Origin of the sequence: Corynebacterium lemuris (genome assembly GCF_024919295.1) — a bacterium.
GTDB lineage: Bacteria > Actinomycetota > Actinomycetes > Mycobacteriales > Mycobacteriaceae > Corynebacterium > Corynebacterium lemuris.
The window spans coordinates 150,474-174,629 of the sequence record NZ_JANWTC010000001.1 but is presented as its reverse complement, the minus strand read 5'-3'; the positions used below and the strand labels follow the sequence as shown (position 1 = coordinate 174,629).

Sequence of the window (24,156 nt, the reverse complement as noted above, 5' to 3'; positions counted from 1 at the left end):
TCAGGAATGGCTGCCCGGAACGTCCCCCAGCCGCCGGGAAATGCCGCGTCCAGCGGCGACCAGGGCCGGGGAGATGGAGTTCAGGTTCACCGTTCCGGAGGCGACGACCACGGACAGTGCTGCCACCACCTGCCGTCCGGCACCGAAAACGGGGACCGCGACGGAGTCCGCTCCACGGCTGGTCTCCTCCCGCACCACGGAGAAACCGCGGCTGCGGACATCCGCGAGGTCCCGGCGCAGTACCTCCGGGTCAGTGATGGTGTTGGGCGTGTAGGCCTTCAGTCCCCGATCCACGATCTCCTGGAACAGCTGGGGGCCGCCACGGGAGAGCAGCACCTTGCCGATGCCGGAGGAGTGCAGCGGCAGGCGCCCACCGACGCGAGAGACGACATCCAGTGCGGTGGGAGCGGAGAAGCGTTCCACCAGCACCGCCTCGTGGCCCTCCAGGATGCCGAGCTGGACGTGCTGCCGTAGGGCGGCGTGGAGGTCCTCCATGTACGGCAGGGCGGCGGTGCGCAGGGTCATACTGCGTGGGGCCAGGGTGCCCATCTGCCACACCTTCAGGCCGATGACGAAGCTGCCGTCCTCCTCCCGCTCCAGGGCGCCGGCAGCCAGGAGGGAGTGCACCAGCCGCCGCGCCGTAGCGTGGGGCAAGCCGGTTCGGCGGGTGATATCCGCCAGCGTCAGGCGTCTTCTTTCCGGGCTGAAGGCGAAGAGCACCTGGAAGAGCCGTTCTGCGACACCCGGACCCGGGGTGCTCATGCCCGCTCCAGCTGCCCGAACGAGGTGAGGGGCACCGGGGTGTACGCGTAGGAATCGTCATCCTTGGCCGCCTTGTGGGCGGTGATCCACACCCAGACGAACAGCGGGTACATGACGAGGGCGACGACGATGTAGTTGACGATCATCATCCAGTAGTCGGGGGGCAGCAGGTTCCAGGCGAAGTGCAGACCGAAGGCGATCAGCAGCCAGAGCCCGGCGGTGCGCAGCCGCCAGGAGCGGGACCGGTCAGCGGTGAACAGGGCCAGACCCAGGCCCCAACCGGCCAACGCCGAGAAGATGATGTGCAGGCCGGGGCCGACGAAGAGGCGCACGGCCCAGATCTCCAGGGTGCCCGCGAGATCGGTGTTCGGATCGAGCAACGCGCCGAAGGCCCCGTACATGGCGTTCTCGGTGACCTCGAAACCCAGGCCGATCACAGCACCCGTCATCAGGCCGTGCCAGGGCCGGTTGAGGGCGCGGAAGCTGAAGAGGATGACACCGACGCCGAGGGCCTTGGCTATCTCCTCCGGGTAGGCCCCGCCGAGTGAGGCGGAGATCAACTGCAGGCCCAGACGGTCGGTGATCTCCAGGATGGGCAGTCCACCGAGCATGACCAGCAGGAAGCTCACCCCGCCGCCCCACAGGAGGCTGGCGGCCACCCACAGCGCACCGGCCCCGGCACGTTGCGGCCACATCGGGGAGCGGCTGAGCAGCCACAGCACAAGGGCGAGGTAGAGCACCGAGAACAGGATGCTCAGGGCGGCACCGACCGGGGAGACGAGGAAGTTCACGCCGGAGAAGTAGAGGAAGACGGGGATGCCCAGGATGCTCAGAATAAGCAGGGACATGCGGAATCTGCGGCTCATCAGACACTCACCTGCACCATCTCGAGGGGGAGGATGAACTCCTGGTGGTCCTGGACCAGGGGGGTGGCGATGGCCTCCTTGACGATTTCGGGCAGGCCCTGCCCCGTGAAACCCTCCCACACCATGTCCGCGATGGGGGCGATCTGGCGCCCGGGTCCGATGAGCACGGCCACCATGGTCAGTCCCTCATGTTCACCGCTGCCTTCCAGGGACATGCCCACGGCGTTGGCGCGCTCGTCGATAAGCATGCGGGCCTGCCCCTCCCGGAGGATCTCGGCGCCCTCGGACGGCGGGATGGACGCGACGGCGCGCATCATGCGCCGCAGCGTGCGGTCGGGTTCGGTTCCCCCCTCCGCGATCATCGTCTGCACGGAGACGGGACCGCACATCCAGCCCCCGACGAAGGCGCCGGTGTCGGGGCGGCACGTCAGGTCCAGCGGGATCGACCAGCTGTAGCCGGTCATCCCGAGGCGGACGTCGGAGGCGACCGCCCGGACCGGCAGAACCGGGAGCAGCATGGCGGGCAGCAGCAGGATGACGGTGGTCACCCCGAACAGCGACCACCACCACCTGTGGTCCGCGGCCGGTTGGAGACGATAGGAACTCATGACTCACAGACTAACGGGGTCCGCCTCGCCTAGAGTTGGCTGTATGAATGACCTCTACGCCTATGTCAACGGCCCCTGGCTCGCCACCCACGTGATTCCGGACGACCGCGGCGTCGACGGCACCTTCCACAAGCTCCGCGACCAGGCCGAGATCGACGTCCGCGAGATCGTCGAGACCGACACCGGCCGCGCAGGAACCCTCTTCGATTCCTTCATGGACGTCGAGGGCGTCAACGCCGCCGGTATGCGCCCCCTGGACGCGGACCTGGATCTGCTCAGTGTCTCCGATGCAGAGGAGTTCGCCGTCCGCCTCGGCAAGCTCGAGTGCATGGGGGTGGCCTCCCCGCTCACCTTCTGGGTGGAGAAGGACTCCGATTCCGAGGATGCGCTCGCCTACCTGATCCAGTCCGGCCTCGGCCTCCCCGACGAGGCCTACTACCGGGAGCCGCAGCACGCCGAGACGCTGGCTGTTTATCGACGTCACGTCGCCGAGATGCTGCAGTTCCTCGACCCCGCCCGCCTCTTCGGGCTGACCCCGGAGATCGCGACCGAGCGAATCGTGGCCCTGGAGACGGAGATCGCCGCCGGCCACTGGGACGTGGTGGCCACCAGGGATGCCGTGAAGACCTACAACCCCACCGAACTGCAGGCACTGCCCCGGATCATCCGCGCCCTGCTCACCGGCACCGGCCTGCCCGAGCAGCGCCTCGTGTCGATGATGCCCTCCTACGTCGACCATCTCGCCGGACTGCTCACCGATGACCGGCTGGCCGACTGGCAGCTCTGGGCCACCTGGCACATCCTGCGCTCCCGCGCCGGGGTGCTGCCCGAGGAGGTCGGGGCGAAGAACTTCGAGTTCTACGGCACCTTCCTCTCCGGTGCGACTCAGCAGCGCGACCGCTGGAAGCGTGGCGTCGGCACCGTCGAGGCCCTGGTGGGCCAGGAGATCGGCAAGGTCTTCGTGGACAGGCACTTCCCGCCCAGCTCCAAGGAGGAGATGCTCGAACTCGTCGACTACCTCGTGGCGGCCTACCGGGAGCGCATCAACCAGCTGCCGTGGATGACCGGGGAAACCCAGGGACGTGCCCTGGAGAAACTCGGCCAGTTCAAGGCGAAGATCGGCTACCCCGATGTGTGGCGCTCCTACGAGGGCCTGTCCTTCGGGGCGGACGGCGGTTCCCTGCTGGACAACGTCCGCGCCGCGGCAGCCTTCCTGCAGGACTATGAGCTGAACAAGATAGGTAGGCCAGCGGACCGGGAGGAGTGGTTCACCACCCCGCAGACCGTCAACGCCTTCTACAACCCGGTGGTCAACGACATCACCTTCCCCGCCGCCATCCTGCGCCGGCCCTTCTACTCGCCCGACATGGACGCCGCGGAGAATTTCGGCGCCATCGGTGCGGTCATCGGCCACGAGATCGGCCACGGCTTCGACGATCAGGGCTCGCAGTATGACGGCCACGGCAACCTGCGTTCCTGGTGGACCGAGGAGGACCGGGCGGCCTTCACCAAGCTGACCGATAAACTCGTCGCCCAGTTCAACGGCCTGGTGCCCACCGTGCTACGCGAGGCGGGCATCGAGTCCGAGGGTGTCAACGGTGAGTTCACCCTGGGGGAGAACATCGGTGACCTCGGCGGTCTGGGTATCGCCGTGGTGGCCTACCGCCGCTACCTCGAGGACCGTGGACTGACCTACGAGACCTCCCCGGTCCTGCCCTTCGAGGTCGAGGACGCTGACCCGGGTCTCGCCGGCCGCGAGTTCAACGGCCTGCAGCGGCTGTTCCTGTCCTGGGCGCGGGTCTGGCGCACCGCCATCCGCCCCCAGCAGTCGCAGCAGTACCTGGCGATCGACCCCCACTCCCCCGCCGAGTTCCGCTGCAACGTCATCGCCGCGAACATCGACGAGTTCTACGAGGCGTTCCCGGAGATCACCGCGGACTCCCCCATGTGGATCGCCCCGGAGGAGCGCGTCACCATCTGGTAGGTGCCGGACAGTTCTGTCCGGCACCATCGGTGTCTATTCAGGTGCTACCGCTTTGCGATGCCGTAGGAATCACGCAGCGTGACGGTACGCTCACCGCCGTTGTGCAGATCGCCCTCCACGACGTAGAACTCGATCTTGAAGGTGTCCTCGTCGAAGGTGTAGACGGCGAAGGTCTGGGTCTCGGACTGACGGTAGTTGTCGTGCTTGTGCTCGAACTTCGGGGAGTTCTCCGGCTGCTCCGCGATGTCGAAGAGGCCGTTCCAGAGCTCGGTGTCTTCCTCCGTCATCCAGTCCAGACGGGGGCGGACCTTGGCGACATGCTCGGCGCCCTTCTGGTAGATCGCGTCGTAGGTCTTGGTTCCGGAGGTGTTCGGGATGACGTAGGTGACGCCCTCCGGGTTGACGTGGTACTCGACGCCGTCGATCTCGGTCTTCTCGGTCTCCTCGACCTCGCCGTAGGCGAAGTTGTCGGGGGTGTAGAGCAGGGACTTGGTGCGGGTCAGGTTGTGGTCGTGGCCCTGGAGGACGAGGTCGACATCGAGCTCGTCCGCGATCTGGACGAACTCCTCACGGGTGACCTGGACGTCGGTGTCCTGGAGTGCGTGGTAGGAGGCGGAGTAGACCGGCTTGTGGTACATCAGCACAATCCAGTTGGCGCCGTTGTCGCGGGCCTGCTGGATGTCGGCCCTCGCCCACTCCATCTGCTCGGCGCCGATGGCACCGGACTCCGGGTTGTCCGCGGATTCCTTGTTGTCGTTGGTGTTGAGGACGACGAAGTGGGCACCGGAGTGGTCGAAGGAGTAGTAGGAACCACCGTTGACCGCACCGTTGGTCACGGGCACGTTGGTGTGCTCGTTGAATGCGCTCTCATCCACGGCATCGGACTCACGGATGTAGTTCAGGTTGTACTCGTCGTGGTTGCCGGGGGTGTAGGCGTGGGGCAGGTTCATCTTCGACTCACGCGACATGTCGAGGTTGTCGACCCACTCGTCCTCGACCTGGGCGATCTCCACGAAGTCACCGGTGTGGACGGCGAATTCCGCGTCCGGCGCGGTCTCCATGGCCAGTTCCAGAGTGTTGGCGCCGTAGGCCGCCTCATTGTTGACGTTGGCGTTCCAGTAGGCGTTCTGGGTGTCGGTGTAGTGGATGAACTGGGTCGGCGACACGCCCTCGGTGGCGGTCCGGAAGGAACCGGTGTCGGAGAAGCCCTCCGATTCGGAACCCAGCTGGAAGTAGTACTGTGTGTCCGGCTCCAGGCCGGTGGCGGTGGCCTTGTGGGAATGCTCGGCGACCTCCTGCAGGGCCAGGTAGCCGAGACCGTCACCGTCCGCGGTCCACTCGGTGTTCTCCCGGGTGATCTGCTCATCGGTGAAGTAGCCGAGTACCTCCTCCGGCTCACCGTTGTCATCGACGAGGAAATCCCCCTCCTCGTCGGTAGTGACTGAGGCGTAGATGTAGTAGCCCTCCGCGTCGCGTTCGGCGTACTCCGAGGCGACCTCTGACACGTCGGCGGTGAACTCCACGGCGTCTGCCATGTCCTCGCTGGTAGAGACGCGGACAACGGAGTCGGTGAGGTTATCGGTGGTGTACCAGTTGAAGGACATCGCGGTGGCGGGGTCCTCCGGCAGGTTCATCGCGATGCGGTTCGGCTCGTTGCTGGCCGGGACGGGAGCGACCTCCGGCTTGGCATCCTGCAGCTCGATCAGGTCAAGGCCGTTTGTCTCGCCGTACACCGGATCGACCTCTGCGGTGGCCGTCTGGGCGGCAGGCGAGGTCTCCTGTCCCCCGTCGGCTCCTGTGCAGCCGACCAGGACGAGCGCGGAGACCGATACAGCCGTGAATTTTTTGAGTGTGTTGGACCAGTGTGCCACGAGAGTTTTCCTTTTCCCTCAGCTTCTACAGACCCATAGAACATACGACTATAAAGTGACCAAATAGTTAGATCGACCTATAAACGAGATGAACTCTGGGTGAGCAGGCGGTTTCCGGAAAAGAAAACAGCGGATCCCCTCAGGGGACGGACGTGGGCATGGTTCAGTCGCGGATGCTGAGTTCGGCGACCACGAGGCGTTTCTCCGGCAGGGCCGGCAGCCAGCCGATCAGGTGCAGGCGCGCGGTGTCGGCGCTGGTACCACCGGTGTCCATGCGGCGCAGCAGGTGCGGCATCCGCAGCTGGAAGGAACGCACCCGGCCAGCGAGGTTGACGGTGCCGACGGCACGCTGCCGGGTGACCTCATAGAACTCCACGTCGCCGACCTCGACCTTCTCCTGCTCACCGGAACCCCGCAGATCCAGCACAGCGGGTACCCCGTCGGAGCGGGTCGCCCCGTCATCGCCCTCGAGGATGGTACGGATGACCTGGGCAACGGCCACCGGATCCCCCAGTGCGTTGGAGACCCAACGGTGGCCGAGGACGCTGTGGTCCATCTCGGTGAGGGTGTGCTCCGGGTTGATCTCGGAGGGACGGTAGGTCACGGGGAGCTGCACGGTGCGGCCGTCGATGTCCGCACCGACGAGGACCTCGATCCCGACGACGTCATCGGGGTCGACCAGACGGCAGGAACCGAGGAGGGTGACGATACCTGCGTAACGGGCTGCGATATCTTCCTTGGAAGGGCTGAGTTCTGCGTCATAAATATGTGCTACACCGCTCATGGTCATGCTCCTGCCTGGATGTCTTCTGTCGTGATTCCCAGCGTAGCCGCATTGAACCGTGAACGTCGGTCCGCTGCGGCAACTAGGCTGGTCGCCATGACTGACACCCCCGCGCACAATGCCAGAACCCCCGAAGAGCTGCAGGAGGAGCAGTTCCGTGCAGAGTTCCAGGTAGGCGGCGTCGACAGGCAGCTCTCCGCGGAGGAGCAGCTCGCCCAGCTGGCCTCCTACATCGACGCCCACTATGAGCTGCCCGACTTCACCCCGCCGTGGAAGGGCGGGGTGGGGGACCCGGACCCGGCGGACAACTACATCGCGCGCCTGCCCGACCGGATCACCCACACGGCGATGCTCATGCTCGGCTCGGGTCTCGACCACTCCATGCCGGGCGTGGTGTGGGCTGAGGGCGTCGAGGTGGAGGAGGTGCCGGAGGTCGGCGGCCGCCTGTTCACCCCGGGCCAGCCGACCGGTGCGTGGGCCATCAGCCTTCACTCGGGCGGCTGGTGGCGGGGTTCGGGCAACGCCCTGGAGATCGCGTGGCGCCCCGAGGTCGCCGCGGCCGCGCAGCGTTCCGGCACCATCATCCTGGACCTGGATTATCCGCTGGCACCGCAGAGCACCGTCGCGGAGATGAACGCCATGGTGCGCAAGGCGGCCGGGGTGGCGCAGCACCACAACGCGACGTCGCTGACGGGCTGGGGTTATTCCTCCGGTGCGGCGCTGGCAGCAATGAACGCCCCGCTTTTCGACGCCCTCGTGCTCACCTTCCCCGACCTCGGCAGCGTCAACGGTCTGCCCGCGGAGATCCTGGCGGAACAGTCGGTGCCGGAACCCGCGACCTGGCCGCGCACGCTGGTGCAGGTGGCGTCGGAAGACGAGATTGCCCAGCGCCCCACCGGGTTGGAGCAGGTCACCGACCTCACTGTCCGGGAGTACGTCTCCCGCCACCGCATCTCCACCCCGGAAGTGGCGCGGCAGAAGGTCGCGGACGTCGCGGACTTCCTGCGCGCTCAGTCCTCGCGGTAGCCCAGCCGCAGATCGCGGCCACGTTCGGCCATCTTCTCCCGGGCCACCTCCCGCTCGCGGTTACGCCGGGTGGAACGCGGCGGCAGCTGGATCTGCCGCTCCGCCCGCACCCCGGCCCTGAGCTGCTGGACGCGTTCGATCTCGGCGTCGATCTTCACGCCCAGAATCAGCATGATGTTCGCGCCCCACACCGTGAACATGAGGGCCAGCATCGTGCCGATCGCCCCGTAGGAACCCAGGACCGCGAAATAGTTCAGATACAGAGAGAAACCCACGATGACCAGCGCAATCCCGATCAAAGCGATGAAGGCGCCGACACTGAGCCAGCGGAACCGGGCCTGCCGGACGTTGGGGGTGACGTAGTAGAGCACGGCCAGCAGCAGGACGGCCAGGGCGAAGATGATCGGCCATTTCAGCCACCGCCACACCGGCAGGAAGACCCTCAGCAGGTAGTCGAGCACTCCGGACAGGCCCAGGGGTTCGGCGATCAGGCCGAGGGTGGCGTTGACCACCGTCTCGTTGAGCATGACCGAGGCGAGGATGAGCACCATGCCGACCACCATGAACAGGGTGGTGCCCAGCATCGTGGCCAGCTTGGCGATCAGCGGTCGCCCCTCCGACTGCTCGTAGACGGTGTTGGCGCAGCGGGAGAAGGCCCGCACATAGGCCGAGGCCGACCACAGGGCGACGATCGTCCCCACGATGAGGCCGACGATGCCGCCGGTGGAGGAACCGATGACCGCATTGACCAGATCCGTGACCGCCGCCCGATACTCCCCCGGGATGTAGGTGGTGATGAAGTCCGTGGTCAGCTCCGAGACCAGGCCCGCGTTGTTCGCCAGGACGATGGTGGCGATGGAGTAGATCGCCAGGATCGTCGGCGCCACCGCGAGCAGGGTGAAGAAGGTGAGATTGGCGGCCATGTCGATGATGCCCAGGAGGAAGAACTCCCGGACCACACGTCTGAGTACGTAGCGGGCTCCACGGGCATCCACCGACGGCCCCCTAGAAGGAGGCCGCGTCGATGACGAAGCGGTACCGGACGTCCGAGGCGACCGTGCGGTCATAGGCCTGGTTGATCTGCTCCGCGTCGATGAGCTCGATCTCGGCGGTCACACCATGTTCCGCGCAGAAGTCGAGCATCTCCTGGGTCTCACGGATCCCGCCGACCAGCGAACCAGACAGCGAACGGCGCCGCGATGTGAGCATGCGGGTCGGGGTCTGCAGGGGTGCACCGGGCAGACCGAGCTGGACCAGCGCGCCGTCGAAACGCAGCAGGCCCAGATAGGCGGAGGTGTCCAGGTCGACGGAGACGGTGTTGAGGATCAGGTCGAAGTAGTTGTGCAGGTCCTCCGGTAGACCGCTCGCGGTGGAGACATGGCGGGTGGCACCGAAACTCAGGGCGTCGTCACGCTTGGCGGTGGAATGGGACAGGACGGTGACCTCCGCGCCCATGGCCGCGGCGATCTTCACGCCGACGTGCCCGAGACCACCCATGCCGATGACCGCGACGCGCTTACCCGGGCCCGCGCCCCAGTGTTTCAGCGGCGAGTAGGTGGTGATGCCCGCGCACAGCAGCGGGGCAGCGGCCGCCGGATCCAGACCCGGCGGGACCGCCACGACGAAGGACTCGCGCACCACGATGGCCTGCGAATACCCGCCCTGGGTCAGTTCGCCACCATCGTAGGCGCCGTAGGTGAGCACCGGGCCCTGCTCGCAGTAGGAGACCTCCCCCAGCCCGCACGGGTGGCACTGCCCGCAGGAGTTGACGAAACAGCCCACCCCGACCCGGTCACCGGGGCGGTGATTGAGCACCTTGTCGCCGACCTCCTCGACGATGCCGACGATCTCATGGCCCGGCACCAGCGGGTACTCGCGTTCGCCCCAGTCACCCCGCATCGTGTGGATGTCGGAGTGGCAGATGCCGGCGAACTCGATGCGGATGAGGACGTCATCCTCCCGCAGGGGACGACGCGTGATGGTCACCGGCTCCAGCGGCTGCGAAAAACCCGGGGTGCCCCAGGCACGGACGGTCAGATCAGTCATGCAGCCAGGGTAAGTGTTCAGGCGCGGTCCCGCACGATCTTCTGCGGCCAGGCCGGACCCGGGTCTGTTCCCTCCCTGATCGGCCGGTGCGCTGCGAGGGTGAAGTCCGGATGCCGCCCCTCCGCCCGGCCGGTGACCGCCAGATCGCGGGCCAGCTCGCCGATCACGGGGGCGAGCTTGAAGCCGTGGCCCGACAACCCGGCGACCACCACCACATCACCCACCCGGTCAATGATCGGGTCGCGGCTGGCGGTGAAGGTGTCGAAGTGGACGGAGAAGCGGTTCGGCTCCGGTTGCACGCCGGGGAAGAGCCTGGACACCTGCGAACCGAAGTCGGAGACCTCATCGGGGTCGAGGTGGAGGTCGGCCTGTTCCACCCTCTCCGTATCGGGGGTCCCCCACCGGTCCATGGCCGCGATCTTGACGCTGTAACCGTCCACGCAGGGGGCCCCGAAAATGTGGAAGCCATCGCGGTCGCGGATGAAGCAGGGCAGGCGGGCCGGTTCGAAGTCCGAGGAGATCCGGGGCAGAAACCAGGTGAGCACCATCTTCCGCACCTCAACCAGGTCGGCGATCTGCGGGAACAGTCCCGTCACCCAGCTGCCGGCGGTGACGATCACCCGGTCGACGGTCAGCTGCCGTCTGGCGGTGGTCACGATCACCCCCTCCCCCGTATCGGAGATACCCAGGACGGGTTCGTGGTCGTGGACCGCCGCGCCGTTCTCCTGAGCCTGTTCAACCGCGCTGAGTACCGCCAGCTCCGGGCGCAGCGCACCACCGAGTTCGTCGAAGACCCCAGCCTCATCCTCCCGGAAATCCAGGCCCGGGTAACGGCGGCGCAGCTGCCCGACATCCAGCCGTTGATGGGGAAGATCGTGCGTGGCCACCGAGGCCAGCAGCCGCTGGAAGGGGGCCGAATCTTCACGTCCGACGGTGAGCACCCCGTAAGGGTGGAACAGTTCACGGCCCACGGCCTGACCGAGCTGACGCCACAGCTCCCGGGCGCGTTGGAGAAGGGGGACGTATTTCGCACCCTCGTGGTAGGCGGTGCGGAACAACCGGGTCTCACCGGTGAATGCCCCGTAGCCGTGGCCGAGTCCGAACTGCTCCAGACCGATGACCTCGACGTCCGGGGACCGGCTGAGCTGCCACAGGGCCATGGACCCGGTGGTTCCCAGACCAATGACTGCGACGCGAAGTGGGGGCATGAGATTACCTCGATTCCCCCGCGAGCGTAGCAGCGCGGCACGGAGTCATCCAGGGTTCAGGAGAACTCCCAGCGACAGGCCCCCAGGACCACCCGGCCGTCGCGGTGCGGGATGCCCTCCGCGTCCCAGAACCGGGACGCCTGCGCGGCGACAGCGGAGGTACCGTCGGCGCGGACGACCCGCCACCAGCACGTCAGATGCCCGACGCGGGCCAGGATCCGGCCCACCTGCCGGGGTCCCGTGCCGGCCCGGGCGGCGACATCGCCGTAAGTGACCACCCGGCCGGCGGGCACCCGGTCAACCAGATCGAGGACGCGTGAGCTCAGTTCGTCGAGCTCCATGACCCCGCTCAGAGCTCAAGGCCCCCCAGCAGATCCGTCTCGTGGAGCTCCTCCTCGACCGGCTCGTCGACCTCGCAGAGCACGACCACCGCACCGGTGGAATCCGCGATCCGGCACAGACGACCAAATTCCGAGTCCCAGGGCTGCGTGATGACTTCCCCACCGAGCTCCGGGACGCGGGCCACGGCGGCGTCGATATCCGCCACACCCAGGTAGGACTGCCAGAAGCTGGGGACCTGCGGCGGGAACACACCCTCTGCCTTCCACAACCCCGCAAAGGGCGCGCCCTCCGCCACGGCGGTGGTGTAGGTGAAGTCCTCGCCGGCCTCCATCGCGATCAGCTCCCAGTCGAGCAGACCGTGGTAGAAATCCACCGCCTCCTTGAAACCGGCCGTGGCGGTCAGCTCATGCCACACCGGGGTGCCCGGCTCACCGGCGGCGACGAAGGCGTCCTCCCCGGCGGGCTCGATGAGTCCGAACATGGCGCCGGCGGCGTCGACAAGCACGGCCATCCGGCCCAGGCTGACCTCCGTCGGCTCACTGAGCACCCGGCCACCCAGACGCCTGACCTGCGCAACCTGGCCATCAATGTCATCAGCGAGGAAGTAGGTCACCCACGTGTCCGGGAACGCACCCCCACCCTCCGGCTGCGGAATAAAACCCGCGACGGGCAGACCCTGGACGCGCGCCAGGCGGTAATCATCACCCTCGATCTCCCAACCGAGGAGCTCAGAATAAAAACGCGCGGACTTCCGCACGTCAGAGGTGGTCAGGTCGATCCAGTACGGCATGCCGCCGACGGCCTCGAAAGCTGGCATCTAGAGGTTTCTCCACTTCTCAGGATCAAAATCATCATCGGCGGTGGCCTCGTCGAAGTAATCGTCCTCGCCCTCGGCCGCCGACGTCACACGCGCACACGCCTCCCCGATGCACACGAGATCCCCGTGCTGCAGCGTCCGCCCCCGGCGGGTATCCACCTCACCGTTGACGGTCACCTCGCCTTCGGCGATGAGCTCCTTGGCCTCACCACCGGTGGCCACCAGGCCGGCAAGCTTGATGAACTGGCCGAGCTTGATCGACTCATCACGGATCGCGACATCATGGGCGTGCATGGTCGCCCAGTCTAGCCCGCGGCCGGGGCCGGTTGGACGGCGGTACCGGTCGCCGGGACCCGCACTGTGGCGTTATCACTGCTTAGCGGCTCGCAGTCGATGCCCACGCGGACGAGGTGGGTGCTGATTCCAGGTGGAATGGGCAGGAGCGCTGCGCAATATCTGACCTTGACGCGTCAAGCGAGAGCCGCTGAACAGGGACGATGCGCGCCGAGGCCGTCCGGGGCGGTCAGATGTTGCGCAGGCTCAGGCCTGGTCCCGCGGCATGATGTTGAGGGTGTCGATGTTCACGTGCGCCGGCAGGGACGCCACCCAGCGGATCGTCTCCGCCACATCCTCCGCCGTGAGGTTGAGCTTGTCGGCATAGACCTTGCCCGCCTCGTCCGCGTCCCCCTTGAAACGCACCAGGGAGAACTCGGTCTCCGCCCGGCCCGGGTCGATCTGGGTGATGCGGATCGGGTTACCGACCTCCTCCAGACGGAAGGCACGAGTCAGCGCCCGTAGACCGAATTTGGCGGCGTTGTAACCCGCGCCCTTCGGGTAGGCCGTGAAGGAGGCCATGGAACCGATGTTGATGATCAGCCCCTCGGCGGTGTCGATAAGCGGCAACAGTGCGCGGGTCACCCGCACCACACCGAGTACGTTCACGTCGTACATCGTCTGCCAGTCATCCAGGTCCGCCTCACGCAGCGTATCCATGCCGTGGGCGCCACCCGCGTTGTTGACCAGCACATCCACCCGGCCCAGCTTGCCCACCTCCTCCGCGAAAGCCGCGACCGATTCATCCTCGGTCACATCCAGCTGGATGGCGGTGCCGTTGTTCCTCCGGGCCACCTCCTCGACCCGGTCGAGCCGGCGCGCGGCGACGACGACATGGAAACCGTCCCCGGCCAGGGCATCAGCAGCGGCGGCGCCGATACCGGAGGAAGCTCCGGTGATGACGGCGATCTTCTGGTTGTTCGTGGTGGTGTCAGTCATGGTGCCCAGTGTGGCACGGGATACTTCAGGCTGCATTCGACAGACGCATCGCAATCGCTCCGGCAATATCCGCCTGCAGCTGCTTCGTTTTCCGCAACATTCCCGCCGACACCCGGAAAACCAGCCACCCCTGTGCCGTGAGCCAGGCCAGGATCCGCGCATCCTTGTCACGCTGCGAACGCTCCAGATGATGCTCCCCGTCATAGAACAGCGCCACCCTGGCCGGAAGAGAGGCCAGATCAATGACCGTGAGCAAGCTCCCCTTCCCCCTTTCGCTTCCCGGCGTCCCCACTGTTCCATCGGTGTACACCGGCACCTGCGCCACGAAGGTGATCCCCAGGTCCTCCACCGCCTGGGTAACTGCGAGACGCAGGACAGTCTCCGGTGGTGAATCCATGCCGGGGCTGCTCAACGCCAGGATTCTACACAGGACCCGGTGGTTGACCAGTCCCCTCAGGGCCTCTGCGATGTGTTCTTCATCCAGGCCGAATTCCCTCCGGAAACGGTCTATCACCTGCACCGCTCTGACCGTATGAGCACGTTGTTTCAGCTCAGCGCCGATCGGCCAGACATCATCCTCGGTGAGTACCGACCGCAGACAGTGCGCCAACGTCAGCATCGGTGGGGTCACCTTCAGCCCCCGTTCCCCCACGTGGAGGGTCCAGGGCTGGCAGAATGCGTGGAACCTGCGCTGATCGGGTTGCAGCGGGCTGCCCGCAGGTTTCCGCCCCCTCCGGTTGAGCACCGACGCATCCAGTCCGTCCGAGAAATCGGTGATCCCCAGTAGAGCGGCGGCGCTGAACTGTGCGGCCACCCAACCCGGATGCTCGGTCAGGTGTGCCACGATGCGTGTCCGTGCATCCGCCGGATAGGCCAATCGTCGGGGATGGTTGGTCCGCTGGTATTCCACCAGCTTCTCGGGACGCAGGTGGGCCCTGGCCACCATGTGGTCGGGGGAAACGGCCACATAATGTTCTTCCGCCGCCTGGTGAACCTGTGGGTCATCTTCGGGAAGGTCGAGATGCTGCGCAGCATTGGCAAAGACTTCCGTTCTGGAGGTGGGTTGGACGAACTGGTCAGGTGACAGTGACATGCCATCCCAGACCCTGATCCTTCCGCTCCCCTCGGCGATCAGTTCATCAACGCGTCTCCCGTGATAGGCCACCGGGGCTGTCCTTTCTGTTGTGGGGTGTCGTCACCACTGTTGGACTGGGTGTGAGGCCCGGCGGTTCCCGGCGGGAAATAACGGTGCGCAATATCTGACGCTCCGGGGCGGGTTCAGCGCGCATCGTCCCTGTTCAACCATCCTCACTTGACGCGTCAAGGTCAGATATTGCGCACCCCACCGCGCCTCCACTCGACCCCGCCCAGCGCCCCGGCACAATGGGGGCCATGAGTTTCGATCTGTCCCGCATCGGTGCGGGTCTGCCGGTGGCCGACACCATCGGCCAGCTTCCCGCCCTGCTCAGCAACAACCGGACCCTGGTGGTGCAGGCCCCTCCGGGCACCGGTAAGACGACGCTGGTGCCGCCGGCCCTGGCCAACCACGTGCAGGGGAAGGTGCTGGTCACCGCACCCCGTCGCGTCGCGGTGCGCGCGGCGGCCCGTCGGCTGGCCCATCTGGATGGTTCCCGCATCGGGGAGCGCATCGGTTTCACCGTCCGCGGGGAGCACCATCCGGGCAGCCTCGTGGAGTTCATGACCCCGGGGGTGCTGCTGCGCCGGTTGATGTTCGATCCGGAACTCACCGGTGTCAGCGCGGTGGCGGTCGATGAGGTGCATGAACGGCAGCTGGACACGGATCTGGTGCTGGGCATGCTGCTGGAGCTGGTGCAGCTGCGTGATGATCTGACGGTGGCGGCGATGTCGGCGACGTTGGATGTGGAGAAATTCGCCGCGCTCATGGAGGCACCGGTGCTGGACACCCCGGCGGTGACCTATCCGCTGCGCTTCGAGTACGTCCCGCACCCCGGCCGGGCGGGAAACACGCGCGAATTCCTGGACCATCTGGCGCAGCTGGCCACCGGGCACACTGACGCGGTGCTGGTCTTCGTCCCCGGGGTCCGGGAGGTGGAGTACGTGGTGGGCCGAATCCCCGGGGCGGTGCCGCTGCACGGTTCGCTGGATGCCCGCGAGCAGGATGCGGCGTTGTCGGGTGGGGCGCGGGTGATTGTGGCGACGTCGATAGCCGAATCCTCGCTGACTGTTCCGGGGGTGCGGGTGGTCGTGGATTCGGGGCTCTCGCGGGTGCCGCGCCGGGATGCGACGCGCGACATGACGGGTCTGGTGACGGTGTCGGCGGCGCAGTCGACGGTGGATCAGCGGGCGGGTCGTGCCGGGCGTGAGGGGCCGGGCACGGTGATCCGTGCTTATTCGCAGGCCGACTACCAGCAGTTCCGTGCGCACATCACCCCGGAGATCGCGACGAGTGACCTCACACAGGCGGCATTGACGCTGGCGGTGTGGGGCACCCCGCGCGGTGTCGGGCTCCCACTTGCCGACACCCCTCCCACCCCCGCCCTCGACTCCGCTGAGACGGTGCTGCGTGGCATCGGTGCGGTCGACGGTGAGGGGCAGGCCACCGCGTTGGGTCGCCAGTTGGCGGGGATGCCGGTGGACCCGCGGCTGGGGCGCGCTCTGGTGGAGTGTGGTCCGGCGGCGGCCGGGGTGGTGGCGGTGCTGGCGGATTCGCCACGCGGCGACATCGCCCGCGCCCAGGCCCCGGCCCGGGAGGCGGCACGTCTGCGGAAACTGGTGCGTGGTGGCACGGGAGAGACCGATCCCGGGGTGATCACGGCCCTGGCCTTCCCCGGCAGGGTGGCCCGCCGGGTGGGTGAGGAATACCTGCTGGCCAGCGGCACCCGGGCGGTGCTGCCCGGGGATCTGGGGTTGACGGGTGCGCGGTGGCTGGCGGTGGCGGAGGTGACCCGCAGCGGCGGCACCTCACGCGAGGGGCGGGCCGGGGCCACCATCCGGGCGGCGGCCCGCCTGGATGAGGCGCAGGCCCGGGAGGCCGTGGGTGTGACGGAGGAGATCGTGGCCTCGGTGGTGGGCGGGAAGGTCCGGGGGCGGAAGGTGGTGCGCCTGGGTGCCATCGAGCTGAGTTCGACGCCGGTGCAGGTGCCGGCGGATGAGGCCGCGACGGCGCTGGCGGCGACCGTGGCCCGGGAGGGGCTGGGAATGTTCCGTTTCTCGGAGGCCGCGCAGAACCTGCGGGAGCGCCTGGTCTATCTGCACCAGCAGCTCGGTGAGCCGTGGCCGGATGTCGAGGCCGCCGATCCCATGTCCTGGCTGGGGCCGGAATTGGACGGGCTGGCGCGGGGAGCGCAGATAGGCAGGGTGGACATGTACCCCGCGTTGCAGCGGTTGCTGCCCTGGCCGGAGGCGGCGCGGCTGGACGAGCTCGCACCGGAACGCCTGCGGGTGCCCAGCGGCAACCGCCACCGCCTCGACTACTCCGAGGGGCGACCGGTGGTGCGGGTGAAACTGCAGGAGTGCTTCGGGCTGGCCGAATCTCCGCAGTTGGCGGGCGTACCGGTGCTCTTCCATCTGCTCTCCCCGGCGGGGCGCCCACTGGCGGTCACCGATGACCTGGCCAGTTTCTGGTCCGGACCCTACACCCAGGTGCGCGCGGAGATGCGGGGACGCTACCCCAGGCACCCGTGGCCGGAGGACCCGTGGACCGCACCGGCGACGGCGCGGACCAAGAAGAGGTCCTAAGCCTCCACCAGCTCCACCAGACGGAAGTTGGCGGGCATGTCCGCCGCGTCGAAGGCGGCGGCGGCCAGTGCCAGAGTCGGCAGGGCCTCGGTGGTGGCGGTGACCTCAAGGTCGTCGTTGCCGTAGACCTTCGCCAGGAAGAACTCCCCGGCGAGGAAGTCAAGCGCGGCGTCATTATCGCCGGCGACCTCCGCCGGGGCGGTGATACAGAGGGGTTCGATTGTCATTGTCGTGCTCATGACTCCGACGATAGGGACGTCAACTGGAAAATTGCTGCCAGGCGAGATAAGAACTCATGACAATCACCACCACCAGCAGCGCGGTGCGCACCAGTTTCACCCCACCACCCAGCACGGTCCGGGCCCCCAGCTGCGCGCCGACGATGTTGGCCACCGCCAGGACCACCCCCAACTGCCACCACACGTGCCCACCCACCGCGAAGACGAGGAGTGCACCCAGGTTGGTGGAGGTGTTGACCACCTTCGCCATCGCCGCCGAACGCAGGAAGTCCTGGGATAACACCGCGGTGAAGGCCATGATGAGGAACATGCCGGTACCTGGACCGAAGATGCCGTCGTAGAAGGCGATGACGCCGACGAGCAGCAGCACCAGCAGCCGCCGGCACCGGCCCGGTGCGGCCGTCCCGCCCCGGATCTGCGTGCCGAAACCGGGGCGCAGGGCGACGAAGGCGCCGACCGCGAGCAGGAGGACGATGATGAGGGGGCGGAGGAGGGCGGCGTCGATAAGCGAGGCGGATAACGCACCCCCGCCGGAACACGCCAGGCCGAGCACGACGTACCACGGGGAGAAGCGCGGCCGGATACGCCGCATCATCGTCCACGCCGCCGACGCCGTGCCCGAGACTGCCGTGAGCTTGTTGGTCCCCAGCGCCGTCGCGGGTGCCAGGCCCGGGACCACGGCCATGAGCAGTGGGATGAGCACCAGTCCGCCACCGCCGATGACCGCGTCGATCCACCCGGCGACGGCTGCCCCGACGATGAGTACTGCCCACAGTTCCGGGCCCACGGCCACCTCCTCACGCTGACGGTTCCTCTCAGCGTGCCACGTCACAGCCTCCGGTGTCCGGCGTATGGTGCTCTCATGGATTCAAGCAGGGTTGGCACGCGGTGGCTCATCGTCGTCCCCACCTCCGTGCTCCTCGGGCTGCTCTTCGCCTGGTGGAACGTACCCGCCGGCTGGATCCTCGCCGGCATCCTCGCCGCCGGTGCCGCAGCACTCCTCGGCCGCGCGGAACTGCCGCTGAACACCTGGGTCAACCGGGTCGGCCGCGGCACGATCGGCATGCTCGCCGGCATCCCCCTGGCCGGGGTGCCGCTGGCAGAACTGGCGGGTTACCTCGCGCCGGGGCTGGTGGTCGCGGTGGTCATTGTCGCCGCAGGCATCCTCGGCGGGTTGCTGCTGGCGCGCATGGAACCGGAGATCAGCCGCGAGACCGGGGTGTTGTCGATGCTGGCCGGCGGTTCCTCGGTGATGCCGGTGATGGCGCGGGAACTGGGGGCGGATTTCCGTTACGTGGCCCTGTCGCAGTACCTGCGCCTGCTCATCGTGTCGATGACCCTGCCGCTGATCACCGCCTTCTTCGCCGCCCCCGGGGCGGCAGGTGGGGTGGCGCCGCCGGTGGTGAACTACTGGATGTTCCCGGTGGTGCTGCTCATCGCCTTCTTCGGCGCGGATCTGGGCAGGTTGCTGCGACTGCCCTCCCCCGGGGTCTTCGGCCCGCTGCTGATCACCGTGGCCCTGGGACTGGTGTTGCCGGTGGGATGGTCCCTGCAACCCCCGGAGTTCCTCCGCGTCTTCGCTTTCCTGGTGGTGGACTGGATGTGCGGCGGCGCGCTGTCGCTGCCCGCGCTAAAACTCTTCGCCCGTCAGCTGCCGGCCACGCTCATCTTCATCGTGGGCCTGTCGGTGGTGTGCGCCCTGCTGGCCATCCCGTTGGTGCCCTGGGTCGGCATCACCTACTTCGAGGCCTACCTGGCCACCAGCCCCGGGGCCATCGAGACGGCCCTGGCGTTGTCCTCGGAGGGTGGGGCGGGGCCGTCGGTCGTGGCGATCCAGCTCATCCGCCTGCTGGGCGTGCTGCTCATCGCGGGTTATCTGCCGCAGATCCTGCGGCTGTTCCACAGGGATCCGGGCTCAGGAGGAGAGCGATGAACTGGCGTTGGGCTGCGGTGATTCCCGCCTCCATCGGACTCGGCTGGCTGTTCACCTGGTGGCAGGTACCGGCCGCCTGGATCCTGGCGGCCATCATCGCCTCAGGGACGATGGCGCTGGCCACCTCCGCGGAACTGCCCATCAACGACCACGTCTACCGCTTCGGCCGTGGTGTCATCGGCATCCTGGCGGGCCTGCCGCTGGCGGCGGTCCCCCTGGCCACGCTGGGTGGGCTGCTCATCCCCGGGCTGCTGGTCTCCTTCGTCACGCTGGGCATCGGCGTGGCCGGTGGTCTGCTGCTTGCGAAACGGGAACCCTCCGTCATGCCGGAAACCGGGATCCTGTCCATGCTCGCCGGCGGGGCCTCAATCCTGCCCGTGCTGGCGAAGGAACTCGGCGCCGACTACCGTTTCGTGGCGCTCGGCCAGTACCTGCGGCTGCTCATCGTGTCGATGAGTCTGCCGCTGATCACCGCCTTCTTCACCGCCCCCGGCGGAACTGCAGCCGGGGAGCAGGCGGCCGGCCCGTGGTACATGTTCCTCGCGGTGCTGGTCATCGCCCTGTTCAGCGAAAGGCTGGGCAGGCTCATCCGCCTGCCGGCCCCGGCGATCCTCAGCCCCATGCTGTTCACTGTCCTGATCAGTCTCGCCCTGCCGGAGGGATGGAGCCTGCAGCCGCCGGAGGCTTTCCGCATCGCGGCCTTCCTGGTTATCGGCTGGATGTGCGGTGGCGCGCTGTCCCTGCCCGCCCTGAAGGCCTTCGCCCGCCAGCTGCCGGCGACGCTGAGCTTCATCGTCGTGGTCATCCTGGCGTGCGCGGCCACCGCCTATCCCCTGCACCTGTGGTTGGACATCACCTATTTCGAGGCCTACCTGGCCACCAGCCCCGGCGCGCTGGAGACCGTCCTGGCCCTGTCCTCGGAGGGCGGGGCCGGACCGGTGGTGGTGACCCTGCAGCTGCTGCGGATGCTCACCCTGCTGGCGGTGGCCGGTTATCTGCCGCAGATCATCCGTCTGCTCACGCGGAGACGTTGATCCCGCTCCCCGACCGCGACTAGCCTGATTGACATGTCAACCATCTCTGTAGTCCGGTCCGGGGAACGCGACATCTGGCGCGATCCCGCGCTGACCTCCCGGCAGTCCTTCCCCGCCACCGGGAATTTCGACCTGGCGGCCAATGCCTTCGGCCTGCTCATGGTGCACAACGACGACGTCGTGGCACCCGGTGAGGGCTTCGACATGCACCAGCACGACAACGTCGAGATCGTCACGTGGGTCGTCGAGGGGCGCCTGCGCCACCGCGACAGCGGCGCGGCGGGCTGCACTGAGCTCGGGGCCGGTTCCGCCCAGCACATCAGCGCCGGTTCCGGGGTGCGGCATTCGGAGGTCAACGCCGCGGGCTACACCAGCCGTGAGCGCGTGCGGGTGGTGCAGTCCTGGCTGCCGGCCGATGCCCGCGACACCACCCCCTTCCACGCCTCCCGGGACTTCAACGTTGAGCTGGCCGGCGGGGGCCCGGTGCAGATCGCCGGGCCGGGTTCTCCCCTGCCGCTGGGCACCACCGGGGCGGCGCTCTACGCGGCCCGTTCCACCGGCAAGGTGACGGTGCCCGCCGGAGCCTTCGTGCACCTCTACGTCATCAGCGGACAGGTGGAGGCGGCAGGTCACCACCTCGGGGAGGGTGACGTCCTGCGCGTCACCGATGCCGAATCGCTCACCGTGAATGGCGGGGCGGATATCCTCGTGTGGGTGATGGACCGGGAAATCTAGGACGACTCGAACTCGCGGACCTCGATCGGCTGGCGGCAGGCCGCCGAGGCCTGCTCGGCCAGTTTCCTGGCGTCAGCACGGCCATCGACCTCGACCACCCAGAAACCGCCGAGCTGCGCGCCCTCCCGGACGGGTGGTTCGTCGACACCCTTCGCGGTGACGATGTCGGTCTCCGAATGGAGCGCACCGACGAAGACGAGCCGGCCGTCGTCAGCGAGCTGCTGGTTGAAGGCCGCGACGGCCGCGAAGGCGGCCTGCATCTCCTCCTCCGAGGCATAGGGCTCGGAGCCGGGGACATGATGGACCGAGAGCATGAACTGTGACATGCATCTCACATTAATCCAGAATCTGCTCCCGCAGAAGGGACATCGGGATGGAACCCAGGGAGAGGGCCTCGCGGTGGAAATCCGCCACGGCCATGCCCTGGGCGACGGCGTCGTCACGCGTCTGCGCCCACAGGCGCTGGCCCAGTGCATAGGACGGGGCCTGGCCGGGCCACCCGAGGTAGCGGTTGAGCTCGAAACGCAGGTTGGCCTCGTCCATCGCGGTGTTCTCACGCAGGAAAGCCTTGGCGTAGGTCGCGTCCCACACCATGGTGCCCTCCGGGACCTTCTTGCCCAGGTGGACGCCGATGTCGAGGACGACGCGGGCGGCGCGGAGGCGCTGGGCGTCGAGAAGCCCCATCCGGGTGCCGGGATCCTCGTGGTAGCCGAGCTCCTCCATGAGCTGCTCGGCATACAGGGCCCAGCCCTCGCCATGGCCGGAGTTCCAGCACGCGACGCGACGCCACAGGTTGAGGTTCTCACGCTCAACCAGGGTCTGACCGATCTGCAGATGATGGCCCGGCACGGCCTCGTGGAAGACGGTGGTCAGCTCCTGCCAGGTATGGAACTTCTCCTGGCCCGCCGGGACGGACCACCACATGCGGCCCGGGCGGGAGAAGTCGTCGCTCGGCGGGGTGTAGAAGATGCCGCCGGTGCCGGCGGGGTCGATCTTCGCCTCGATGGTGCGGACCTGCTCAGGGATGTCGAAGGCGGTGCCGTGCAGACCCTTGATGGCGTCGTCGGCGGTCTCCTGCATCCACGTCAGGAGCGCGTCCTTGCCGTGCAGGGTGTAGCGCTCCTCCTCGTTGAGCTTCCGGTAGGCCAGGCGCACATCAGAGGTGCCGTAGAGGGAGCGGGCGATGGCCTGCTGCTCCGCATCGATCTCGCGGAGACGCTCCAGGCCCCAGAGGTAGGCCTCGTCCAGGTCGACGATGTCGCCGACGAACAGGTGGGAGAAACGCTGGTAGCGCTCCCGGCCCACCGCATCCTCGCGCGGGGCGTGGGTGGCCAGCTGCTCGGAGAGCCAGTCGGCCATCTCAGCGAAGGCCTCCTTCGCCGCGTCCACCTCGGGGGTGTCCTTATCGACGCCGAGGTCCTCCAGCAGGGAGGGCGACTCCACCAGGTCCTGGCACTGGGAGTAGACCTCGTCGACCTGACGGATTGGGGCGACATGGCCGTGGGAGGCGGCCTCCGCGAGCGACTCGCGGTAACCGGCCAGGGCGGCGGGCACCTTGGCCAGTCGGGAACGGATCGCGTCGATCTGTTCCGGGGTGTCCGTCGGCATGATCAGGAGGGTGTCCCGGATCGTCTGCACGGGTGAGGCGATGTTGTTGAGCAGGGCCAGGTCCTCACCGTGATGGTGCAGATCCAGGTCCAGGCAGAGGCGGTCGCGCAGGACCGCGGCGGTGACGTGGTCGACCTCGTCGAAGTCATCCTCGTCGTCGGAATCGTCAGTGCCGTCGTCGAAGGCGTCGACGTCCGCGATCATCTCGCGGGTGCGGTCGGCGAGGGCTGCCCAGTAGGCGGGGGAGAAATCCTGCAGCTCGCCCTCGAAGCCCGGGATTCCCCAGGCAGTGGCGTCGGTCGGGGACAGGGCCGCCAGGTCATGGACGAATCCCTCACAGGACGCGTCGAGCAGCGACGGCGAGCGCCCGGCGGTGTCAGAGTTGTGGGGAGTCGAATTCACGGCGGTATCGGAACTCATGGCACGTCAGTGTAGCGGGGGTGGCGCCACTAATCCCATTTTCCGTCCGGCCCGAGCAGGTAGCGTGTGAGTCATGAGGACCGAACAATACGCTGATGCCCTCAACCTCGTCCGCGACGCCGGGCGGGTGGAGGTCTTCACCGGGGCCGGTATGTCCGCCGAATCCGGGCTCGACACCTTCCGTGATGCGCAGACGGGCCTGTGGACGAAAGTGGATCCCGCGGCCTTCGCCTCCATCGACTCCTGGGCACGCGACCCCGAGCCCATGTGGGCCTGGTATCTGTGGCGCGCCAGCGTATGCCGCAACGCCGAGCCCAATGCCGGGCACCGGGCGATCGCCGACTGGGCCAGCCTGCCGGGTGCCTCGGTGGGGGTGACCACCCAGAACATCGACGACCTCCACGAGCGCGCAGGCACCAGCGATGTTGTCCACCTCCACGGTTCCCTCTTCGACTACCGCTGCACCATCTGCTCGCGTCCCTGGCGCGGCAGGATCGACTACCCCACCGAGCCTGTCGCCCGCCAGACCCCGCCCACCTGCCCGCAGTGTGAGAACCTCATCCGCCCTGGCGTCGTCTGGTTCGGTGAGAACCTCCCCCAGGAGGAATGGGAACGGGCCGAGGAACGGATGCGCCAGACGGACCTCGTGGTCATCATCGGCACCTCCGGCGTGGTGCAGCCGGCGGCCGGCCTGCCCCTGGTGGCCAAGCAGGCCGGGGCGAAGATCCTCGAGATCTCCCCGGAGGAGACCGAACTGAGCAGCATGGCGGACGTCTCCTGGCGCAACACCGCCGCCCGCGGCCTCCCCGAGCTGGTCCTGGAACTCACGCTCTGAGCAGTGGGAACCGGGACCTGCGCAGAGTCCTCGGTCAGTAATCCCT

Annotated in this window: 24 protein-coding genes; 7 read left to right on the top strand and 17 right to left on the bottom strand. The window is 67.5% G+C overall.

Going from position 1 to position 24,156, the window contains the following annotated elements:
* The 3 genes from NYP18_RS00870 to NYP18_RS00860 are packed head-to-tail and all read right to left on the bottom strand — an operon-like array spanning position 1 to position 2,236.
* A complete protein-coding gene (locus NYP18_RS00870; RefSeq protein WP_259426250.1) occupies positions 1 to 762 on the bottom strand; it encodes an IclR family transcriptional regulator in 762 nt (253 codons plus the stop codon).
* The gene (locus tag NYP18_RS00865; protein WP_259426249.1) at positions 759 to 1,628 is read right to left on the bottom strand and encodes a PrsW family intramembrane metalloprotease; all 870 of its coding nucleotides are present in this window, start codon (positions 1,626 to 1,628) and stop codon (positions 759 to 761) included. The genes NYP18_RS00870 and NYP18_RS00865 overlap by 4 nt, the downstream gene beginning before the upstream one ends.
* Positions 1,628 to 2,236 carry a hypothetical protein gene (locus NYP18_RS00860; RefSeq protein ID WP_259426248.1) on the bottom strand — a complete coding sequence of 203 codons (609 nt, stop codon included), beginning with the start codon at positions 2,234 to 2,236 and terminating at the stop codon, positions 1,628 to 1,630. The genes NYP18_RS00865 and NYP18_RS00860 overlap by 1 nt, the downstream gene beginning before the upstream one ends.
* A 43-nt stretch (positions 2,237 to 2,279) precedes the next feature.
* Between NYP18_RS00860 and NYP18_RS00855 the strand changes: the two genes are divergently transcribed.
* Positions 2,280 to 4,220 (top strand): M13 family metallopeptidase, encoded by a 1,941-nt coding sequence (locus tag NYP18_RS00855; protein WP_259426247.1) that lies wholly within the window; start codon positions 2,280 to 2,282, stop codon positions 4,218 to 4,220.
* Between the two features lie 44 nt (positions 4,221 to 4,264).
* Here NYP18_RS00855 and NYP18_RS00850 read toward each other — a convergent pair whose 3' ends face one another.
* Positions 4,265 to 6,091 (bottom strand): purple acid phosphatase family protein, encoded by a 1,827-nt coding sequence (locus NYP18_RS00850; protein ID WP_259426246.1) that lies wholly within the window; start codon positions 6,089 to 6,091, stop codon positions 4,265 to 4,267.
* A gap of 163 nt (positions 6,092 to 6,254) precedes the next feature.
* Positions 6,255 to 6,875 (bottom strand): CG0192 family protein, encoded by a 621-nt coding sequence (locus NYP18_RS00845; protein ID WP_259426245.1) that lies wholly within the window; start codon positions 6,873 to 6,875, stop codon positions 6,255 to 6,257.
* A 96-nt stretch (positions 6,876 to 6,971) separates the two neighbouring features.
* On the opposite strand from NYP18_RS00845, the gene NYP18_RS00840 reads away from it, so the two are divergent.
* Positions 6,972 to 7,901, top strand: a complete 930-nt coding sequence (locus NYP18_RS00840; protein WP_259426244.1) for an alpha/beta hydrolase family protein — start codon at positions 6,972 to 6,974, stop codon at positions 7,899 to 7,901.
* Here the strand turns inward: NYP18_RS00840 and NYP18_RS00835 are convergent.
* The 8 genes from NYP18_RS00835 to NYP18_RS15500 form a co-directional block, all read right to left on the bottom strand.
* Complete coding sequence (locus NYP18_RS00835; protein WP_259426243.1) at positions 7,886 to 8,896, bottom strand: YihY/virulence factor BrkB family protein; 1,011 nt, start codon at positions 8,894 to 8,896, stop codon at positions 7,886 to 7,888. The genes NYP18_RS00840 and NYP18_RS00835 overlap by 16 nt on opposite strands.
* 10 nt (positions 8,897 to 8,906) lie before the next feature.
* Entirely contained in the window at positions 8,907 to 9,947 is a 1,041-nt protein-coding gene (locus NYP18_RS00830) for an NAD(P)-dependent alcohol dehydrogenase (RefSeq protein WP_259426242.1), read from the bottom strand.
* Between the two features lie 17 nt (positions 9,948 to 9,964).
* Complete coding sequence (solA, locus tag NYP18_RS00825; protein WP_259426240.1) at positions 9,965 to 11,155, bottom strand: N-methyl-L-tryptophan oxidase; 1,191 nt, start codon at positions 11,153 to 11,155, stop codon at positions 9,965 to 9,967.
* 56 nt (positions 11,156 to 11,211) lie between these two features.
* Positions 11,212 to 11,496 carry an MGMT family protein gene (locus NYP18_RS00820; protein ID WP_259426239.1) on the bottom strand — a complete coding sequence of 95 codons (285 nt, stop codon included), beginning with the start codon at positions 11,494 to 11,496 and terminating at the stop codon, positions 11,212 to 11,214.
* A gap of 8 nt (positions 11,497 to 11,504) precedes the next feature.
* Entirely contained in the window at positions 11,505 to 12,314 is an 810-nt protein-coding gene (locus NYP18_RS00815; RefSeq protein WP_259426238.1) for a VOC family protein, read from the bottom strand.
* A complete protein-coding gene (locus tag NYP18_RS00810) occupies positions 12,315 to 12,608 on the bottom strand; it encodes an RNA-binding S4 domain-containing protein (RefSeq protein WP_259426237.1) in 294 nt (97 codons plus the stop codon).
* A 246-nt stretch (positions 12,609 to 12,854) separates the two neighbouring features.
* Positions 12,855 to 13,586 (bottom strand): SDR family NAD(P)-dependent oxidoreductase, encoded by a 732-nt coding sequence (locus tag NYP18_RS00805; protein ID WP_259426236.1) that lies wholly within the window; start codon positions 13,584 to 13,586, stop codon positions 12,855 to 12,857.
* A 25-nt stretch (positions 13,587 to 13,611) separates the two neighbouring features.
* Positions 13,612 to 14,751 (bottom strand): DUF559 domain-containing protein, encoded by a 1,140-nt coding sequence (locus NYP18_RS15500; RefSeq protein ID WP_259426235.1) that lies wholly within the window; start codon positions 14,749 to 14,751, stop codon positions 13,612 to 13,614.
* A 227-nt stretch (positions 14,752 to 14,978) separates the two neighbouring features.
* On the opposite strand from NYP18_RS15500, the gene hrpB reads away from it, so the two are divergent.
* Complete coding sequence (gene hrpB, locus NYP18_RS00795; protein ID WP_259426234.1) at positions 14,979 to 17,306, top strand: ATP-dependent helicase HrpB; 2,328 nt, start codon at positions 14,979 to 14,981, stop codon at positions 17,304 to 17,306.
* Here the strand turns inward: hrpB and NYP18_RS00790 are convergent.
* Together NYP18_RS00790 and NYP18_RS00785 are read right to left on the bottom strand one after the other, a co-directional pair.
* Positions 17,303 to 17,545 (bottom strand): hypothetical protein, encoded by a 243-nt coding sequence (locus NYP18_RS00790; protein ID WP_259426233.1) that lies wholly within the window; start codon positions 17,543 to 17,545, stop codon positions 17,303 to 17,305. The two genes, hrpB and NYP18_RS00790, sit on opposite strands and share 4 nt — an antisense overlap.
* Before the next feature lie 19 nt (positions 17,546 to 17,564).
* A complete protein-coding gene (locus NYP18_RS00785) occupies positions 17,565 to 18,332 on the bottom strand; it encodes a TSUP family transporter (RefSeq protein WP_369415230.1) in 768 nt (255 codons plus the stop codon).
* Positions 18,333 to 18,407: 75 nt separating this feature from the next.
* Here NYP18_RS00785 and NYP18_RS00780 point away from each other — a divergent pair, with 75 nt between their 5' ends.
* Genes NYP18_RS00780 through NYP18_RS00770 form a run of 3 tightly spaced genes read left to right on the top strand, consistent with a single transcriptional unit; the run spans position 18,408 to position 21,247 of the window.
* Positions 18,408 to 19,478, top strand: coding sequence for an AbrB family transcriptional regulator (locus NYP18_RS00780; RefSeq protein ID WP_259426232.1), 1,071 nt, complete (start codon positions 18,408 to 18,410; stop codon positions 19,476 to 19,478).
* A complete protein-coding gene (locus tag NYP18_RS00775; RefSeq protein WP_259426231.1) occupies positions 19,475 to 20,512 on the top strand; it encodes an AbrB family transcriptional regulator in 1,038 nt (345 codons plus the stop codon). The genes NYP18_RS00780 and NYP18_RS00775 overlap by 4 nt, the downstream gene beginning before the upstream one ends.
* Before the next feature lie 33 nt (positions 20,513 to 20,545).
* Positions 20,546 to 21,247 carry a pirin family protein gene (locus NYP18_RS00770; RefSeq protein ID WP_259426230.1) on the top strand — a complete coding sequence of 234 codons (702 nt, stop codon included), beginning with the start codon at positions 20,546 to 20,548 and terminating at the stop codon, positions 21,245 to 21,247.
* On the opposite strand, the gene NYP18_RS00765 is transcribed toward NYP18_RS00770, so the two are convergent.
* On the bottom strand, positions 21,244 to 21,573 hold the full coding sequence (locus NYP18_RS00765; protein ID WP_259426229.1) for a YciI family protein: 330 nt from the start codon (positions 21,571 to 21,573) through the stop codon (positions 21,244 to 21,246). The two genes, NYP18_RS00770 and NYP18_RS00765, sit on opposite strands and share 4 nt — an antisense overlap.
* A 10-nt stretch (positions 21,574 to 21,583) precedes the next feature.
* Positions 21,584 to 23,275, bottom strand: a complete 1,692-nt coding sequence (locus tag NYP18_RS00760; protein WP_259426228.1) for a DUF885 domain-containing protein — start codon at positions 23,273 to 23,275, stop codon at positions 21,584 to 21,586.
* 73 nt (positions 23,276 to 23,348) lie between these two features.
* On the opposite strand from NYP18_RS00760, the gene NYP18_RS00755 reads away from it, so the two are divergent.
* Positions 23,349 to 24,110, top strand: coding sequence for an NAD-dependent deacylase (locus tag NYP18_RS00755; RefSeq protein ID WP_259426227.1), 762 nt, complete (start codon positions 23,349 to 23,351; stop codon positions 24,108 to 24,110).
* Positions 24,111 to 24,156 lie beyond the last annotated feature (46 nt).